We start from the raw sequence: 15657 nt of genomic DNA, 5'->3' as shown, positions 1-15657 counted from the left end.
CCGGCGAGGTGGCGCATGCGGAGAGGTGTGGATACAGACATGCCGCAGCGCCCGGCAACAGGTCTCTCGTGGAGGAGAGACCTTGTCAGCGGGCACCGCGGCAAACTGTGCACCGAACTGTGCACGGGGCCTCGCGTCAGGACGCGAGCACCTCGTCGAGGAGGGCCTCGGCCTTGTCCTCGTTCGTGTTCTCAGCGAGCGCGAGCTCGCTCACCAGGATCTGGCGCGCCTTCGCGAGCATGCGCTTCTCACCCGCGGAAAGCCCGCGCTCACGCTCACGACGCCACAGGTCACGCACCACTTCGGCGACCTTGATGACATCGCCAGAAGCGAGCTTCTCCAGATTTGCCTTGTAGCGCCGGGACCAGTTCGTCGGCTCTTCTGCATACGGTGCACGAAGCACCTCGAAGACCCGGTCCAGCCCGTCCTGGCCGACTACGTCGCGAACGCCGACGAACTCCGCATTGTCCGCAGGCACACGAACCGTCAGGTCGCCCTGGGCGACCTTGAGCACCAAGTAGGTCTTGTCCACGCCTTTGATCTGACGAGTCTCAATGGCCTCGATCAGCGCGGCCCCGTGATGGGGATAGACCACGGTGTCGCCAACCTTGAACGTCATGTGACAGGTACCCCTTCCGTGGCTATCCAGGGTAACACGAGAACTGACCGTTATGAATGGCGTTTTCGCAGGTCAGGGCACATCTCGGGGCTTGACAACAGCAACAGGAACGTGCTGCGAAGGGCTTGCGGAAGGGGGTATTCGCAGGTCGGGGGCGCTGCGCGGACCGGGCGAAAGGGCCACGCTACACCTGCCCGGCACTCCCATCAGTGTGGCGTACGTCCCGTTTTGCCGGGTTCGGAGTCGAGAAACCGAACTACTCCGTTCGACTGGCGGCCGCCCGCACGGCGCGCGTTCCGGCCCAATCCTGTAATTGATCACGGAGCGGCCTTCGAGCGGAATCCGGAAATTGATCAACGGGTGCCCCACGGCACGCGTTACGCGCGATATGCGGGCGTCACATGATCGGCGAGGTGAGCGCCGAGCGGAATGCAAGATCGCGGGACGGCCCCGGGGCGGCGGCCGCGCTGCGGAGGGTCGGGTGCGGGGGCGGGGTGGCGGCTCGGTAACCTAAGCGCGCTGACACACCCTTAGAGCGGCTTTACCTCGGCCGTTCCGAGCGACCACCCTCCCCTTCCGTTCGTCCAAGGAGTTGCCGCCGCCGTGAGCCGCAGCCTTCGACGCGGCGCCCTCGCCGCCACTGCCGTCGTGTTCTCGATCGCCTCGCTGGCCGCATGCGGTGCGGGCAACGACGCGCAGACCCTCCAGATCAAGCCGGACAACGCCGCCGTCACCAAGGGCGAGATCATGATCCAGAACGCTCTGGTGATCACCCAGGGCGAGAAGGACAAGAAGGGGCCCGCGGCGGTTTCGGCGACGGTCTTCAACTCCGGCACCAAGCCGCAGACCCTTGACGGCATCACCCTCGCGGGTGGCAAGGGCAAGGTCGTCCTGAAGCCGGCCGAGGGCGGCTCCGGCAAGATCACCGTGCCTGCCGGCGGCTCCGTGGTGCTCGGCGGCAAGGGCAACCCCTCCGCCGTGATCGAGAACGGTTCCGAGGCCGCCAAGAACGGCGACGTGCAGAAGGTCGTCTTCCAGCTGAGCAGCACGGGCGGCGTCGAGCTGGACGCCTTCGTGGTCCCGGGCAACGGCATGTACGCGGGCTTCGGCCCGACCGCCGCGGCGCCGGCCGCCGGCCCCGCGGCGCCGTCCGGCAGCCCCGCGGGCTCGCCCTCGGGCTCCCCGTCGGGTTCCCCGTCCGGCGCGGCCACCGGTGCGGCCTCGGGCAGCCCGTCCGGGAAGCCCTCGGGTTCCGCCTCGCACGCCGCGGGCCACTGAGGCAGGTGACGGCGTAGCGCCGCACACGTACACGTACACGTACACGTACGCATACGGGAAGGGCCCCCAGCCGCATCAGCGGCTGGGGGCCCTTCCCGTACGGCTCGGCTCGGCCTACGGCTCGGCTTACGGCTCAAACTTGTAGCCGAGGCCGCGCACCGTCACCAGGTAGCGCGGCGCGCCCGGGTCCGGCTCGATTTTGGCGCGCAGGCGCTTGACGTGGACGTCCAGCGTCTTGGTGTCACCGACGTAGTCGGCGCCCCAGACCCGGTCGATCAGCTGCATGCGGGTCAGCACGCGGCCCGCGTTGCGCAGCAGCATCTCCAGCAGGTCGAACTCCTTGAGCGGCAGGTCCACCTTGCCGCCGGCCACGGTGACCACGTGGCGGTCGACGTCCATCCGTACGGGGCCCGCCTCCAGGGCCGCCGGGGTGACCTCCTCCGGCTCGCCGCGGCGGCGCAGGACCGCGCGGATGCGGGCGACCAGCTCCCGCGAGGAGAAGGGCTTGGTGACGTAGTCGTCGGCTCCTATTTCGAGCCCGACGACCTTGTCGATCTCGCTGTCCTTGGCGGTCACCATGATCACGGGAACGTTGGAGCGGCCGCGCAGCTGCCGGCAGACCTCCGTGCCGGGCAGGCCGGGGAGCATCAGGTCGAGGAGGACGAGGTCGGCGCCGTTGCGCTCGAACTCGTCGAGCCCGTCGGGCCCGGTCGCGGCGATGGCGACCTCGAAGCCCTCCTTGCGGAGCATGTAGGACAGGGCGTCGCTGAAGGATTCCTCATCCTCGACGACGAGCACTCGGGTCACGGAAGGACCTCCGGGGCAGGGATGGCTGGAGCGGTTCTGGTTCAGGCAGGGGTCGGGTGGGTGCGGGGTGTCGCCGCCGGGCTCTGCGCGGCTGCTTCGGGGAGTCGCAGGGTGAAGGTGGAACCCTGGCCCTCCGAGCTCCATACCGACACCTCCCCGCCGTGCGAGGCCGCCACGTGCTTCACGATCGCAAGGCCGAGGCCCGTTCCTCCCGTGGCACGGGAGCGGGCCGGGTCCACGCGGTAGAAGCGCTCGAAGATGCGCTCGCGGTCCTTTTCCGGAATGCCGATGCCCTGGTCGGTCACGGCGATCTCGATCAAGTCTCCCCCAGGGGCCGCGACCCTGCGTGCGGCTATGCCGACGCGGGTGCGGGCGGGGCTGTAGTTGACGGCGTTCTCGACGAGATTTCCGAGGGCGGCCGCGAGCTGTCCGCGGTTGCCCCAGACGCGCAGGTCGGCGGTGCCTCCCGCGGCCATGGTGATCTGCTTCGAGGACGCCGTGTGGCGGCAGCGGTCGATGGCCTCGGCGACCAGCGTGTCCACGCGTACGGGCTCGGCGTCCTCCAGCGGGTCGTCGTTCTGGACCCGGGAGAGGTCGATGAGCTCCTGCACGAGGTTGATCAGCCGGGTGGACTCGATCTGCATGCGGCCGGCGAAGCGGCTGACCGCCTCCGGGTCGTCCGCCGCGTCCATGACGGCCTCGGAGAGCAGGGAGATCGCCCCGACGGGGGTCTTCAGCTCGTGCGACACGTTGGCCACGAAGTCGCGGCGTACGGCCTCGATGCGGCGGGCCTCGGTGAGGTCCTCGACCAGGAGGAGGACGAGGCGGGAGCCGAGCGGGGCGACGCGCGCCGACACCGCGAGGGCCTCGCCGCGGCCGGTGCCGCGCCGGGGCAGGTCCAGCTCGACCTGGCGTATCTCCCCGTCGCGGCGGGTGTCGCGGGCCATGTGGAGCATGGGCTCGACGGCGAGCTTGCCGCCGCGGACCAGGCCGAGGGCGTACGCCGCCGAGCTGGCCTTGACCACCGCGTCGCCCTCGTCCAGTACGACGGCGGAGGAGCGCAGCACGGAGAGGACGGTGTCCACGCCGGGCGGGAGCACCGCATTGATGTCGGGGCGCATGGAGCTCCGGGTGGGGCGGGCCTGGTCGCGCTCGCTCCAGCGGAACGCCAGCATGGCGATGACGCCGGTGCAAAGACCGGCGATCGCAGCAGCTGCGGCGACCGCCGCGTTCACGTCCATGGATCCAGGTTAAGCAGGGCCGACGACACTTCCACAGCCGTTCGGGTGGCACCTCGAACAGTCGTCGCCCAGAGTTCACCCTGGAGACGGGGTTGATTCACTTGTGGTGCCGGAGTCGGACGCGTTTGCGGCTCACGGTGTCAACGTGGGGCCGATGGCCGCCCCGGCCCGCCCCCGGGCAGTACCGCAGTAGTAGGTCGAGAGAGGGACACGAGACATGCGCGACGCGTACCACGAGGAACTGGACTCGATCGGAGAAGGCCTGGTCGAGATGGCCCGGCTCGTCGGTTCCGCGATCGGGCGGGCCACGACGTCCATGCTCGACGCCGACCTGAAGCTCGCCGAGAGCGTCATCGCCGCCGACCAGAAGGTCGACGACCTCCAGCACGACCTGGAGGCCCGCGCCATCGCGCTGCTGGCCCGCCAGCAGCCGGTCGCCACCGACCTGCGCATCGTGGTGACCTCGCTGCGGATGAGCGCCGACCTGGAGCGCAGCGGCGACCTGGCCCAGCACGTGGCGAAGCTCGCCCGGCTGCGCTTCCCGGACACGGCGGTGCCGCGGGACCTGCACGCCACCATCCTGGAGATGGGGCAGCTGGCGCAGCGGCTGATGGCGAAGGCCGCCGAGGTCATCATCACGAAGGACGTCGATCTGGCCCTCCAGCTGGAGACGGACGACGACGAGATGGACCAGCTGCACCGCACGCTGTTCCAGCACCTGATGGACGACCGCTGGAAGCACGGCATCGAGACGGCGGTGGACGTGACGCTGCTGGGCCGCTACTACGAGCGCTTCGCGGACCACGCGGTGTCGGTGGCCAAGCGCGTGGTCTACCTGGTGACGGGTGAGCACGCGGACGACCTCCAGCACCCGACCCAGGTCGAGGGCGTCTGAGTCCGGGGCGACGCCGAGCCCGGGCGACGCCGAGCCCGGGCGACGCCGAGCCCCCGGGCGACGCCGAGCCCCAATGCGCCGTTGACGCGCCGGTGCCGGTGGGCATGAATGAGGGCGAGGGCGGCGGTCCGTCGTACGAAGCCCCGTATGCCGCCTCATGCCGCCTGCGAGGAGGAACCATGCCCGATTCCCCCGTCCCCATCACGCCGGAGCAGGAGCAGCCGCCGAGGCCGGAGCCGCTGCGGCTCCCGCTGCTCGCGGCCTGCGGCTGCGGCTCCGGCTGCGGCTGCGGCTGCCAGTCCGGTGCCCCCTGCCAGTGCGGCGGGTGACCACCACCCGCCGCCGGCGCCACGCACGCTGAAAGGGCCCTGTCCGAGTTCCCTCGGCCGGGGCCCTTTGGTGTGGGGGGCGCATGCGCCCGATGCCGGTTACCTGAGGAGCCATTTCCTGGTCAGCTCCATGACCTCCGCGCGGCTGTGGCCGCCGTGGTCGGCGGCGATGAAGTGGGAGCCGATCCGCAGGGAGAAGGTGATGAGGCAGCGGACCTCGACGTCCTCCTCGTCGGGGCAGAAGGAACCGAACAGGGAGCGCAGGTACTCCATGCGCCGGTTGTCGGTGCGCCGCAGCCGCTGCGCGACGGCCTCGTCGCGCCGCGCCCAGTCGCGGATCGCGAGGTCGGCCGCGACACCGACCACCGGCCCCGCGTCGTACGAGGCGACGAGCGTGAACAGCCGCTCCAGCTTGGCCCTCGCGTCTCCCCCGCCGCTCTCGATCTGCTCGATCACCGCCTCGCTGACCTCGCGCTCCCAGGTGTCGAGCATCTCGCCGAGCAGCGCGCCGCGGTTGCCGAAGTACCCGTAGAAGCCGCCCTTGCTGACGCCGAGCGCCTGCGCCAGCGACTCGATCCGGACGGCCTCGGGGCCACCGGCGGCGAGGGCCCGCAGCCCCTCCTCGATCCACTTGCCGCGCGGCGTGCGGGTGGCGCCCATGGTGTGTCCCTCCTCACGCGAACCCCATCTATACGGTGCCGTATAGATCAGTGCTAGCCTCGATCTATACGGCATCGTATAGATAGGGGCTTGCTGATGAGACTCCCCGTGACCGCGCACACCTCCCGTCCCTGGCGGATCCACGAGATCGCCGGCGACTTCCAGGTCGAGGACGTGTGGGCCCTCCCCACACCGGGCGGCGCCGACGACCTCGACCGGCTCGTGCGCCAGTTCGCGAACGGCGAGGGGGACCCCGTCCCCTCCCTGGTGGGGCGCGTGCTCTTCGCGCTCCGCTGGAAGCTCGGGGCACTGCTCGGCTGGGACAAGCCCTCCGGCGGCCTCGGCGGCCGGGTGCCGACGCTCCGGGACCGCCTGCCGGAGGACCTGCGCGAGGGCCCCCGCGGGCCGGACCTCGACTCGGTTCCGTTCACGTCCGTCTACCAGACGCACGACGAGTGGGCGGCGGAGACGGCCAACCGGACCGTGCACGGGGTGATGCACATCAGCTGGGTCCCGGACGGAGCGGGCGGCTACCGCGGCCAGATGGCCGTCCTGGTGAAGCCCAACGGCCTGTTCGGCGCCCTCTACATGCTGGCCATCAAGCCCTTCCGGTACCTGGGCGTGTACCCGGCACTGCTCCGCTCGATCGGCCGCGAGTGGCGGCGGAACGCCGACCACAGCCCCTGACCACCTGCACCGTGCGTGCGGGCGGTCAGGGGCGTGATCGCTTTTCCTACTTCTTCTTGCCCTGGTTCTTGACGGCCTCGATGGCGGCCGCGGCCGCCTCCGGGTCGAGGTAGGTGCCGCCCGGCTTCAGGGGCTTGAAGTCGGCGTCCAGCTCGTAGACGAGCGGGATGCCGGTCGGGATGTTCAGGCCCGTGATGTCGGCGTCCGAGATGCCGTCGAGGTGCTTGACCAGCCCGCGCAGGGAGTTGCCGTGCGCGGCGACCAGGACCGTGCGGCCGGCCAGCAGGTCCGGGACGATGCCGTCGTACCAGTACGGCAGCATGCGCTCGACGACGTCCTTGAGGCACTCGGTGCGCGGACGCAGCTCGTTCGGGATCGACGCGTAGCGCGGGTCCGTGGACTGCGAGAACTCCGTACCGTCCTCGAGGACCGGCGGCGGGGTGTCGTACGAGCGGCGCCACAGCATGAACTGCTCCTCGCCGAACTCGGCGAGGGTCTGCGCCTTGTCCTTGCCCTGCAGCGCGCCGTAGTGGCGCTCGTTCAGGCGCCAGGAGCGGTGCACCGGGATCCAGTGGCGGTCCGCGGCCTCCAGCGCGAGCTGGGCGGTGCGGATGGCGCGCTTCTGGAGGGAGGTGTGCAGGACATCGGGGAGCAGGCCGGCGTCCTTCAGCAGCTCACCGCCGCGGACCGCCTCCTTCTCGCCCTTCTCGGTGAGGTTGACGTCCACCCAGCCGGTGAACAGGTTCTTCGCGTTCCATTCGCTCTCGCCGTGGCGGAGGAGGATCAGCTTGTACGGTGCGTCGGCCATGCGTACGAGCCTAATGGACGTGCGGGGGCGCTCGCGCGCGGTCCGGGGTCCCGCCGATCGGCGGTGCGCGTCAATTCGGTGGCGCCGCGAGCCCCGCCGCTCGTAATGTGCACGAAGCTAGAATGACGCTTACATCGCCGGGGGGATTCCGTATGTCCGCTGCCAGTCTCAGACGGGCCGCCCGGGAGAACGTGTCGGGCCTGCCCCGGGCGTTCTGGTGGCTCTGGACGAGCACGCTGATCAACCGGCTCGGGGCCTTCGTCGCCACGTTCATGACCTTGTACCTGACCCTGGAGCGGGGCTACTCGGCCTCCTTCGCGGGGCTCGTGGTGGCCCTCCACGGGCTCGGCGGTGTCGTCTCCTCGCTCGTCGCCGGCGTGATGACCGACCGGCTGGGGCGGCGGCCCACCCTGCTGGCGGCGCAGGCCTCGACGGCCGTCTCCGTGGCGCTGCTCGGCTTCATGGAGCATCCGGCGGCGATCGCGGCGGTGGCCCTGCTGGTGGGCATGACCTCGAACGCGTCCCGGCCGGCGGTCGCGGCGATGATGGCGGACATCGTCCGCCCGGAGGACCGCGTACGGGCCTTCGCGCTCAACTACTGGGCGATCAACCTGGGCTTCGGCATCAGCGCGGCCGCGGCCGGGCTGATCGCGGAGTACAGCTACCTCGCCGGTTTCCTGGGCGAGGCGGCGCTGACGCTGACGTGCGCGGTGCTGGTGTTCGTCAAGCTGCCCGAGTCCCGGCCCGAGGGCGCGCCGGGTGCCGGGGGCGCGGGCGCGGGGGGCAAGGCCGCGGGTGCGGAGGCGGAGGCGGCGATCGGTCTCGGGACCGTGCTGCGCGACGGGCGGTTCATGGGCGTCGTGGGGCTGTCGTTCCTGATCTCGCTGATCTTCACGCAGGGGTCGGTCGGCCTGCCGGTCGCGATGGGCGCCGCCGGGTTCTCGCCCGGGGACTACGGGCTGGTCATCGCCGTGAACGGGCTGCTGATCGTGCTGCTGCAGATCCCGGTCACCGCGTTCATCGAGCGCCGCGACCCGCAGAAACTGCTGGTCGTCTCGGCGCTGCTGGCGGGATACGGGTTCGCGCTGACTGCCTTCGCCGGGCCGCTGTGGGCGTACGCGCTGACGGTGTGCGTGTGGACGCTGGCCGAGATCGTGAACTCGCCGACCCAGATGAGCCTGGTCGTGCGGCTTTCCCCGGTGCACGGGCGGGGGCGCTACCAGGGCGTCTACACGATGTCCTGGGCGGTGGCCTCGCTGGTGGCGCCGCTGATGGCGGGCTTCGTGATCGACCGGTACGGGGCGGACTGGCTGTGGGGGGCCACGGCTCTGCTGGGGACGGTGGCGGCGGCCGGGTACTGGCTCCTGATGCGGAGGCTCCCCGAGGGTGAGGCGGGTGTGGCCGCTGCCGCGGCGGCTGCCGGTCCCGTTCCGGCTGCCGCCGAGGCGTGATCGGGCTCCGCCGGGCCGCCGGTGCGGCGCCGCTCCTGGGGCTCCGCCCCAGACCCCGCGCCTCAAACGCCGGCGGGGCTGAATATGCGCGGCGCGGCTGGATCTTTCAGCCCGTCCGGCGTTTGAGGACCGGGTCCGGGCAGAGCCCGGGGAACGGAGGAAGGGCGGGGCGGGGAGAGGCCCGCGCAGCAGCAACCCCGGCCCGAACCCGCGCCTCAAACGCCGGCGGGACTGAAAGAGCGGACCGGGTCCGGGCAGAGCCCGGGGAAGGTCGTTACGACGGGCGCGTCAGGTGTTTGAACGCGTCGAGGTTGAAGGTCGGCTCGCCGCGGGAGACGCGCCACTCGTACTCGCGGCGGATCGAGCTCGCGAAGCCCAGTTCCAGCAGGGTGTTGAAGGAGCCGTCCGCCGCCTCCAGGACCGTGCCGAGCAGCCGGTCCAGTTCCTCCGGGGTGACGACCGCCAGCGGGAGCCTGGCCGTCAGGTAGATGTCGCCGAGGCGGTCGACCGCGTACGCCATGCCGTACAGCTTGAGGTTGCGCTCCAGCAGCCAGCGGTGGACGCCCGCCTCGTTCTCGTCGGGGTGCCGGATCACGAAGGCGTTGACCGACAGCGAATGCCGGCCGACCCGCAGCGAGCAGGTGGTGCTCAGCTTGCGGGTGCCCGGGAGCTGGACGACGTAGGACCCCGGCTCGGGGCTCTCCCAGCTCAGCTCGGCGCCGCGCAGCGCGCTCTCGATGATCTCCGCGGTGTCAGCCATGGTGGGAGCGTACGCGACGGCGATGATCGTGCATGGCCGCCGTGTAGACGTCGGCCGTGCCGCTCGCCGCGGTGTCCCAGCCGAAGAACTGCGCGTGCCGCGCCGCCTCGGCGCCCATCCGTTCCGCCAGCCCGGGATCGTCCACGAAGCGCCGCAGCTCCCGCGCGTAGTCCACCGGGTCGTGGCCGGGTACGAGGATCCCCGTGGCCCCGTCGTTGACGGCGACGGGCAGCCCGCCGACCTCGGCGGCGAGCACCGGCGTACCGGCGGCCTGGGCCTCTATCGCGACGAGCCCGAAGGACTCGCTGTACGAGGGCATGACCAGCACGGACGCCGCCCGGAACCAGTCCGCGAGCCCGTCCTGCGCGACCGGCGGGTGGAAGTGCACGAGGTCGGCGACGCCGAGCTTCGCGGCGAGCTTCTGCAGGCCCTCCGGCTTGGCGAGGCCGCTGCCGCTGGGGCCGCCGACGACGGGGACGAAGAGGCGCCCGCGCAGCGAGGGGTCCTGGTCGACCAGGACGGCGACGGCGCGCAGCAGGATGTCGGGGGCCTTCAGGGGCTGGATCCGGCCGGCGAAGAGCGGGATGACCGCGTCCTGCGGCAGGCCGAGGCGGGCGCGGGCGGCGGCCCGGCCGTCGCCGACCGTGAAGCGGTCGAGGTTCACGCCGGGGTGGACCACGGCCACCTTGGCGGGGTCGGCCTCGTAGTGCCGGACGAGCTCGTCGGCCTCTTCGGCGGTGTTCGCGATGAGCCGGTCGGCGGCGGCCACGATCTGGGTCTCGCCGATGACGCGGGCGGCGGGCTCGGGCGTGTCGCCCTCGGCCAGCGCCGCGTTCTTGACCTTGGCCATGGTGTGCATGGCGTGCACGAGCGGCACGCCCCAGCGTTCGGCGGCGAGCCAGCCCACGTGGCCGGAGAGCCAGTAGTGGGAGTGGACGAGGTCGTAGTAGCCGGGGCGGTGGCCGGCCCAGGCCTGCATCACGCCGTGGGTGAAGGCGCACAGCTGGGCCGGGAGCTCCTCCTTGGCGAGGCCTTCGTACGGGCCCGCGTCCACGTGCCGTACGAGGACCCCGGGGGCCAGCTCGACCACGGGCGGCAGGCCGCCGGTGGTGGCCCGGGTGAAGATCTCGACCTCGATGTTGATCGCGGCGAGCCGCTTGGCCAGTTCCACGATGTAGACGTTCATCCCGCCGGCGTCGCCGGTGCCGGGCTGGTGCAGCGGCGAGGTGTGCACGCTGAGCATGGCGACGCGGCGCGGCTTGCGGTGGTGGCCGACGGCCGGCAGGCGCAGCCTCGGCGGTTCGTGGCGCGCGGCGCGGGCGGCGGCGAGGCGACCGCTGAGACTGCCGCCGAGGCGGGACACGTACTGGCTCAAAGGAGCAGTTCCTCTCGGCTCGGACGGCGCGCGCACGACGCTCGGACGCCATGACGGAAACGCCACGACCGGACGGCATGACGGCGGGGGCGCGGAAGGCGCCCTGCAAGGAGTGCAACCCGGATGGCCGTGCCCCGCATTCCGGGGTCTCCGGTTTTCCTGGAGGTTTCCTTGTCTTTGTCGGGCCGCCGCCGGTTTTTCATGCTGCGCGGGCCTTCCGCTTACCCTCGGCACATGCCCTCCCGCACCACCCCGTCCCCCAGCCGCGCCCCCGGCCGCCCTGTGGGCTCGGTGACGCGCGGGACGACGAACCCGAACCGGTTGCGCCGGATGGACCGCTGGATCGCGGCCGCGCACGGGGCCGCGCTGCGCCGCTCGCAGGCGCCGGTCGCGGTGGACCTCGGCTACGGGGCCGCGCCCTGGACGGCGGTCGAGCTGCTGGCGCGGCTGCGGGACGCTGCGCCGCTGGTACGGGTGGTCGGCATCGAGATCGAACCGGCGCGGGTGGCGGGGGCGAAGCCGTACGAGCAGGACGGGCTGAGCTTCCGGCACGGCGGCTTCGAGGTGCCGCTGGAGGGCGGGGCCCGCCCGACGCTGATCCGCGCGGCGAACGTCCTGCGCCAGTACGACGAGGAGCAGGTCACGGAGGTCTGGGCGCGGCTGTGCGCGCGGCTGGCCCCGGACGGGCTGCTGGTGGAGGGGACCTGCGACGAGATCGGGCGGCGGCACGTGTGGGTGGCGCTGGGCCCGGAGGGGGCGCGCACGGTGACGTTCGCGACCCGGCTGGGCTCCCTGGAGCGCCCCTCGGACCTGGCGGAGCGGCTGCCGAAGGCGCTGATCCACCGGAACGTGCCGGGCGAGCCGGTGCACGCCTTCCTGCGCGACTTCGACCGGGCGTGGGCCGCGGCGGCTCCGTACGCCTCGTACGGGGCGCGGCAGCGCTGGATCCGGACGGCGCGGGCCCTCTGCGCGGACTGGCCGCTGGCGGACGGGCCGGGGCGGTGGCGGCAGGGGGAACTGACGCTGCCCTGGGAGGCGTTGCGCCCGCTGGGGTGACGCGTTCGAGGCGTCGGGAACCGGCGGTCCGGGTGACCCGTTCCGCCGTCAGGGGCGGGGTGCGGGCGTCCGTTGGGGCGGATCAAGATCCGACAGCTGTCCACAAGGGTGTCGGAATTCATCGACTCGTGGCACCATCCCGGGTGGCAGTGCGAAGTTACTGATGAATAGTCAGATCTGAGACAGGGTCTGGCTCGGGTGCCTGGGGGGACCATGGGGGCCGTAAGGCGACGGCGAGGCGCGAGCTCACTCGTACTGCTCTGCGCGATGGCGATACTGACGGCGCCGGGTCTCGCGACGACGGGCACGGCGTATGCGGCTCCGGCGGCACCGGCCGCACCCGCTGCTCCGGCCGCACCCGCCGCTCCGCTGCCCGAGCCCGGGGGCAAGTCCCTGGAGCAGGTCCGCAAGGAGATCGAGGAGCTCTACCGGCAGGCGGGCACCGCCACGGACGCCTACAACCAGGCCGAGGCCGAGGCCAAGGCCCAGTCGGACAAGATCGTCGAGATCGCCAAGCTGGTCGTCGCCGGCCAGGAGCGGATCACCACCCTGAAGAGCCGCGCGGGCGCCGCCGCCCGCGCCCAGTACCGCTCGGGCGGCCTGCCGCCGGGCGCCCGGCTGGCGCTGAGCGACAGCCCGAGCCAGTTCCTGGACGGGGCGGACCGGTTGCGCCAGGGCGAGAAGGCCGCCTCGGACCTGCTCTCCGAACTGGGCAAGACCCAGAGCGACTTGCAGCGGTACGCGCAGGAGGCCGCCACCCGCTGGCAGACGCTGGAGGCCAACCGGATCAAGCAGGAGGACTCCAAGAAGCAGGTCGAGGAGAAGATCAAGGCGGCGGAGGAGCTGGAGAGCAAGCTGGAGGCCGAGGAGAAGGCCCGGCTGATCCAGCTGGAGCAGGAAGCCCAGTACCAGGCGCAGAAGGCGTGGCTGTCGACGGGCGCGATGAAGGACGTCAACGGCAAGGCGACGGACGCCGGGAAGCGGGCCGTGCAGTACGCCACCGCCCAGATCGGCAAGCCGTACGTGTGGGGCGCCGAGGGCCCGGGCTCGTTCGACTGCTCCGGGCTGACCTCCCAGGCCTGGCTGGCGGCGGGCCGGGGCATCCCGCGCACCTCGCAGGAGCAGCTGCGGCTGCTGCCGAAGGTCGCGCTGAAGGACATGCGCCCCGGCGACCTGATCATCTACTTCGACGACGCGAGCCACGTCGGGATGTACGTGGGCGACGGCGCGATGGTCCACGCGCCGCGCCCCGGCCGGAACGTCACCATGGCGGGCGCGGGCTCGATGCCGATCAAGGCGGTGGTCCGGCCCGACGCGTAGCCCCTGCGGGGTTGCTCGCCGTGCCTCCGGTGCGGGCCCGCTGCCGGGGCTCCGCCCCGGACCCCATCCGTGCGCTCCGCGCCCGTGCCCTGAAGATCCAGCCTCGCCGGCGTTTGAGGCGCGGGGTCCGGGGCGGAGCCCCGGGAAACGGCGAAAGGGCGGGGTGGGGGAAAGCGCCGCAGGCAACCGAACCGCCGCCCGGCACGTCTCGCTTCGCGGGACGGAACGCGGCCCCGCCGTGACCTTTGTCATCCAGTGAGGCCGATTTTCCCCCGCGATAACGGCATATGACGGAGGCCCTGGCCAAGAACGGCATTCCGCTTGCCGGGCCGGGACCGCTAGGGTCTGCCGGAGCGCACCCTCGGGGGGAGGGAAGGAACCGGAGACGATGCCCGTACCCGTACCGCGGCAGAGGGACACCCCGGCCACGGAGAGCGGTCAGGCCGTTCTGCACACCGCCGCCCCGGCCGCAGCCGCCGTCGGCGTCGCGCGAGCGACCCCGCAAGCCGCCACCACCTCACCAGCGACCACCTCGCAAGCGACGCCGCAGGCGACCCCGCAGGCGACCCCGCACACGAGCCCCCTGACCCTCCTGGTCATCGAGGACGATCCGGCCGGCGGCCTCACCGTCCCCGAGATCCTCGACGCCGACGGCCACCGCATCCGGCTCCGCACCGCCCGCAACCTCACCGAGGCCGAGCGGCTGCTCACGCCCGACGTGCACTGCATCCTGCTGGACCTGTCCCTCCCGGACGCCAGCGCCCGTACGCCGGGAGCCGCGACCGCCGCGGCGGCCACCACCCCGACCACCACCGCGGACCAGCTGACCGCCCTGCGCCAGGTACTGCGCCTCGCCCCCGGCCACGCCGTCCTCGTCCTCACCGGCGAGGACGACGCCGAGCGCGCCGCCGAGGCCGTCCGGGTGGGCGCCCAGGACTTCCTCTTCCGGGACGAGCTGGACGGCCGGCTGCTGAGCCGCGCCATCCGCTACGCCGTGGAGAGAAAACGGGCCGACATCGCCCAGTACAAGCTTGCAGAATCGAAACTGCGCGCCCAGGAGAACGCCCGCCTGGAACGCGGTCTGCTCCCGACGCCCCTCCTGGAGGGCTCCGACCTCCGCTTCGCCGCCCGCTACCGCCCCGGCCGCAGCCGGGCCCTCCTCGGCGGTGACTTCTACGACACCGTCCGCACCCCCGACGGCACCGTCCACGCCATGATCGGCGACGTCTGCGGCCACGGCCCCGACGAAGCCGCCCTCGGCGTCGAGCTCCGCATCGCCTGGCGCGCCCTGACCCTGGCCGGCCTGTGCGGCGACGACCTGCTGGCCACCCTCCAGGAGGTCCTGGAGGTGGAGCGCCCCTGCGAGGAGATCTTCGCGACGCTGTGCACGGTCGACATCGCCCCGGACGGGCGCCGCGCCGGCCTGTGCCTGGCCGGCCATCCGGCCCCGCTGATCTCCAGGCCGGGCCGCCGCGCGCAGCTCCTGCCGTACGAGAACAGCGGCCCGGCACTCGGACTGCTGCCCCGGGCCCGCTGGCCGCGACGCCAGGTCGAGCTCGGCGGCAGCTGGAGCCTGATGCTCTACACCGACGGCCTGATCGAGGGCAGGATCGGCGAGGGCAGGGAACGCCTCGGCCAGGACGGCATGGTCGAGATGATCAACCGCCACCTGGACCACGGTCTGCGCGGCGAGGGCCTGCTGGAGGCCTCCGTCACCGAGGCCCGCCGCCTCAACGGCGGCGAGCTCACCGACGACGTGGCCGTGGTCCTGCTCTCCCGCGCCGAGGGCTGAGGGCCGGGCCCGCCGGCAGGCCGACAGGCTGGGGCAGGGCAGCCCGAAGGGCGGGGGCCATGCCAGGACAGAGGCCAGGACCCCGGCCGGAGAGGGACCGGAGTGAGGCCGGAGTGGGGCCGCTACCGCCCGCCGTTGTAGGGCCCGTACGGCCCGTCACTGCTGCTGCCGCGCCGGCCGCCGCCGCCACCGCCCGAGACCTGCTTGAGCGCCGGCCGTACGTCGACGAAGAACACGATGGTCGCGACCAGGCCGGCGATCTGCAGGAACAGCATCCCCAGGAAGAAGTCCACGAGGACGGTGATGCCCAGGATGACCAGCCAGAAGGTCTTGGTCTGCTTGTCGGCCGCCCGGTACGCGTCCTCCCGCGCCAGCAGCGCGAACACGAAGGCCACGACGGCGAGCACCAGCATGGCGAGCCCGAGCAGCGGGATCACCCCTCGATCGAACCCGTCCATCAACATCGCTTCGACCGCCTTCTCACGCTTCCGTTTCGCACCTTCGATGCCACCCGGCTCCACGCTACCGGCACGGGCGCCTTCATGAACTCCAACGGACCGGGCACCTGAAGGGTGCCCG

General features: G+C 72.0%; 16 protein-coding genes. 8 read left to right on the top strand and 8 right to left on the bottom strand.

The genetic code is table 11. The features are described 5' to 3' along the window. Window positions 1-136 precede the first annotated feature (136 nt). Window positions 137-619: a CarD family transcriptional regulator gene (locus ACZ4TV_RS07245; RefSeq protein WP_003953493.1), complete on the bottom strand. Its 483-nt coding sequence runs from the start codon at window positions 617-619 to the stop codon at window positions 137-139. Between the two features lie 603 nt (window positions 620-1222). Here ACZ4TV_RS07245 and ACZ4TV_RS07240 point away from each other — a divergent pair. Then, window positions 1223-1897, top strand: coding sequence for a DUF461 domain-containing protein (locus tag ACZ4TV_RS07240; protein ID WP_468131617.1), 675 nt, complete (start codon window positions 1223-1225; stop codon window positions 1895-1897). A gap of 126 nt (window positions 1898-2023) precedes the next feature. On the opposite strand, the gene phoP is transcribed toward ACZ4TV_RS07240, so the two are convergent. Together phoP and phoR are read right to left on the bottom strand one after the other, a co-directional pair. Further along, window positions 2024-2695 carry a two-component system response regulator PhoP gene (phoP, locus tag ACZ4TV_RS07235; protein WP_465270294.1) on the bottom strand — a complete coding sequence of 224 codons (672 nt, stop codon included), beginning with the start codon at window positions 2693-2695 and terminating at the stop codon, window positions 2024-2026. A 50-nt stretch (window positions 2696-2745) separates the two neighbouring features. Continuing rightward, window positions 2746-3945 carry a two-component system sensor histidine kinase PhoR gene (gene phoR, locus ACZ4TV_RS07230; protein WP_468131615.1) on the bottom strand — a complete coding sequence of 400 codons (1200 nt, stop codon included), beginning with the start codon at window positions 3943-3945 and terminating at the stop codon, window positions 2746-2748. Window positions 3946-4162: 217 nt separating this feature from the next. Here phoR and phoU point away from each other — a divergent pair, with 217 nt between their 5' ends. Together phoU and ACZ4TV_RS07220 are read left to right on the top strand one after the other, a co-directional pair. Beyond that, window positions 4163-4840 (top strand): phosphate signaling complex protein PhoU, encoded by a 678-nt coding sequence (gene phoU / locus ACZ4TV_RS07225; RefSeq protein WP_468131613.1) that lies wholly within the window; start codon window positions 4163-4165, stop codon window positions 4838-4840. 179 nt (window positions 4841-5019) lie between these two features. Then, complete coding sequence (locus ACZ4TV_RS07220) at window positions 5020-5169, top strand: hypothetical protein (protein WP_167344738.1); 150 nt, start codon at window positions 5020-5022, stop codon at window positions 5167-5169. 99 nt (window positions 5170-5268) lie between these two features. Here the strand turns inward: ACZ4TV_RS07220 and ACZ4TV_RS07215 are convergent, their stop codons facing one another. After that, complete coding sequence (locus ACZ4TV_RS07215; protein WP_468131611.1) at window positions 5269-5829, bottom strand: TetR/AcrR family transcriptional regulator; 561 nt, start codon at window positions 5827-5829, stop codon at window positions 5269-5271. 96 nt (window positions 5830-5925) lie between these two features. Here ACZ4TV_RS07215 and ACZ4TV_RS07210 point away from each other — a divergent pair, with 96 nt between their 5' ends. Beyond that, entirely contained in the window at window positions 5926-6516 is a 591-nt protein-coding gene (locus tag ACZ4TV_RS07210; RefSeq protein ID WP_468131609.1) for a DUF2867 domain-containing protein, read from the top strand. Window positions 6517-6562: 46 nt separating this feature from the next. Here ACZ4TV_RS07210 and ACZ4TV_RS07205 read toward each other — a convergent pair whose 3' ends face one another. Continuing rightward, window positions 6563-7324, bottom strand: a complete 762-nt coding sequence (locus tag ACZ4TV_RS07205) for a phosphoglyceromutase (protein ID WP_468131607.1) — start codon at window positions 7322-7324, stop codon at window positions 6563-6565. Between the two features lie 152 nt (window positions 7325-7476). On the opposite strand from ACZ4TV_RS07205, the gene ACZ4TV_RS07200 reads away from it, so the two are divergent. Next, the gene (locus tag ACZ4TV_RS07200; RefSeq protein WP_468131605.1) at window positions 7477-8775 is read left to right on the top strand and encodes an MDR family MFS transporter; all 1299 of its coding nucleotides are present in this window, start codon (window positions 7477-7479) and stop codon (window positions 8773-8775) included. A 274-nt stretch (window positions 8776-9049) separates the two neighbouring features. Here the strand turns inward: ACZ4TV_RS07200 and ACZ4TV_RS07195 are convergent, their stop codons facing one another. Then, window positions 9050-9535 carry a type III secretion system chaperone family protein gene (locus tag ACZ4TV_RS07195; protein ID WP_468131603.1) on the bottom strand — a complete coding sequence of 162 codons (486 nt, stop codon included), beginning with the start codon at window positions 9533-9535 and terminating at the stop codon, window positions 9050-9052. Then, complete coding sequence (gene mshA / locus ACZ4TV_RS07190; RefSeq protein WP_468131601.1) at window positions 9528-10910, bottom strand: D-inositol-3-phosphate glycosyltransferase; 1383 nt, start codon at window positions 10908-10910, stop codon at window positions 9528-9530. Before mshA ends, ACZ4TV_RS07195 begins: the two co-directional genes overlap by 8 nt. Window positions 10911-11144: 234 nt before the next feature. Here mshA and ACZ4TV_RS07185 point away from each other — a divergent pair, with 234 nt between their 5' ends. The 3 genes from ACZ4TV_RS07185 (at window position 11145) to ACZ4TV_RS07175 (ending at window position 15078) form a co-directional block, all read left to right on the top strand. Continuing rightward, window positions 11145-11966 (top strand): class I SAM-dependent methyltransferase, encoded by an 822-nt coding sequence (locus tag ACZ4TV_RS07185; protein ID WP_468131599.1) that lies wholly within the window; start codon window positions 11145-11147, stop codon window positions 11964-11966. 213 nt (window positions 11967-12179) lie between these two features. Beyond that, window positions 12180-13286 (top strand): C40 family peptidase, encoded by a 1107-nt coding sequence (locus tag ACZ4TV_RS07180; RefSeq protein WP_468131597.1) that lies wholly within the window; start codon window positions 12180-12182, stop codon window positions 13284-13286. Window positions 13287-13674: 388 nt separating this feature from the next. Next, complete coding sequence (locus ACZ4TV_RS07175; RefSeq protein ID WP_468131595.1) at window positions 13675-15078, top strand: PP2C family protein-serine/threonine phosphatase; 1404 nt, start codon at window positions 13675-13677, stop codon at window positions 15076-15078. A gap of 122 nt (window positions 15079-15200) precedes the next feature. On the opposite strand, the gene ACZ4TV_RS07170 is transcribed toward ACZ4TV_RS07175, so the two are convergent. Continuing rightward, window positions 15201-15542 carry a DUF2516 family protein gene (locus ACZ4TV_RS07170; RefSeq protein WP_468131593.1) on the bottom strand — a complete coding sequence of 114 codons (342 nt, stop codon included), beginning with the start codon at window positions 15540-15542 and terminating at the stop codon, window positions 15201-15203. Window positions 15543-15657 lie beyond the last annotated feature (115 nt).

The organism is Streptomyces sp. NPDC028910, assembly GCF_055564955.1.
Note: the sequence above shows the minus strand (reverse complement) of the source record. Positions and strands in the feature narration are given on the sequence as shown.

What these genes read in the sequence shown, in the direction of transcription:
- ACZ4TV_RS07245 (WP_003953493.1), bottom strand. Translation starts at nt 619, where the DNA reads ATGACGTTCAAGGTTGGCGACACCGTGGTCTATCCCCATCACGGGGCC.
- phoR (WP_468131615.1), bottom strand. Translation starts at nt 3,945, where the DNA reads ATGGACGTGAACGCGGCGGTCGCCGCAGCTGCTGCGATCGCCGGTCTT.
- phoU (WP_468131613.1), top strand. Translation starts at nt 4,163, where the DNA reads ATGCGCGACGCGTACCACGAGGAACTGGACTCGATCGGAGAAGGCCTG.
- ACZ4TV_RS07220 (WP_167344738.1), top strand. Translation starts at nt 5,020, where the DNA reads ATGCCCGATTCCCCCGTCCCCATCACGCCGGAGCAGGAGCAGCCGCCG.
- ACZ4TV_RS07215 (WP_468131611.1), bottom strand. Translation starts at nt 5,829, where the DNA reads ATGGGCGCCACCCGCACGCCGCGCGGCAAGTGGATCGAGGAGGGGCTG.
- ACZ4TV_RS07210 (WP_468131609.1), top strand. Translation starts at nt 5,926, where the DNA reads ATGAGACTCCCCGTGACCGCGCACACCTCCCGTCCCTGGCGGATCCAC.
- ACZ4TV_RS07205 (WP_468131607.1), bottom strand. Translation starts at nt 7,324, where the DNA reads ATGGCCGACGCACCGTACAAGCTGATCCTCCTCCGCCACGGCGAGAGC.
- ACZ4TV_RS07200 (WP_468131605.1), top strand. Translation starts at nt 7,477, where the DNA reads ATGTCCGCTGCCAGTCTCAGACGGGCCGCCCGGGAGAACGTGTCGGGC.
- ACZ4TV_RS07195 (WP_468131603.1), bottom strand. Translation starts at nt 9,535, where the DNA reads ATGGCTGACACCGCGGAGATCATCGAGAGCGCGCTGCGCGGCGCCGAG.
- ACZ4TV_RS07185 (WP_468131599.1), top strand. Translation starts at nt 11,145, where the DNA reads ATGCCCTCCCGCACCACCCCGTCCCCCAGCCGCGCCCCCGGCCGCCCT.
- ACZ4TV_RS07180 (WP_468131597.1), top strand. Translation starts at nt 12,180, where the DNA reads ATGGGGGCCGTAAGGCGACGGCGAGGCGCGAGCTCACTCGTACTGCTC.
- ACZ4TV_RS07175 (WP_468131595.1), top strand. Translation starts at nt 13,675, where the DNA reads ATGCCCGTACCCGTACCGCGGCAGAGGGACACCCCGGCCACGGAGAGC.
- ACZ4TV_RS07170 (WP_468131593.1), bottom strand. Translation starts at nt 15,542, where the DNA reads ATGTTGATGGACGGGTTCGATCGAGGGGTGATCCCGCTGCTCGGGCTC.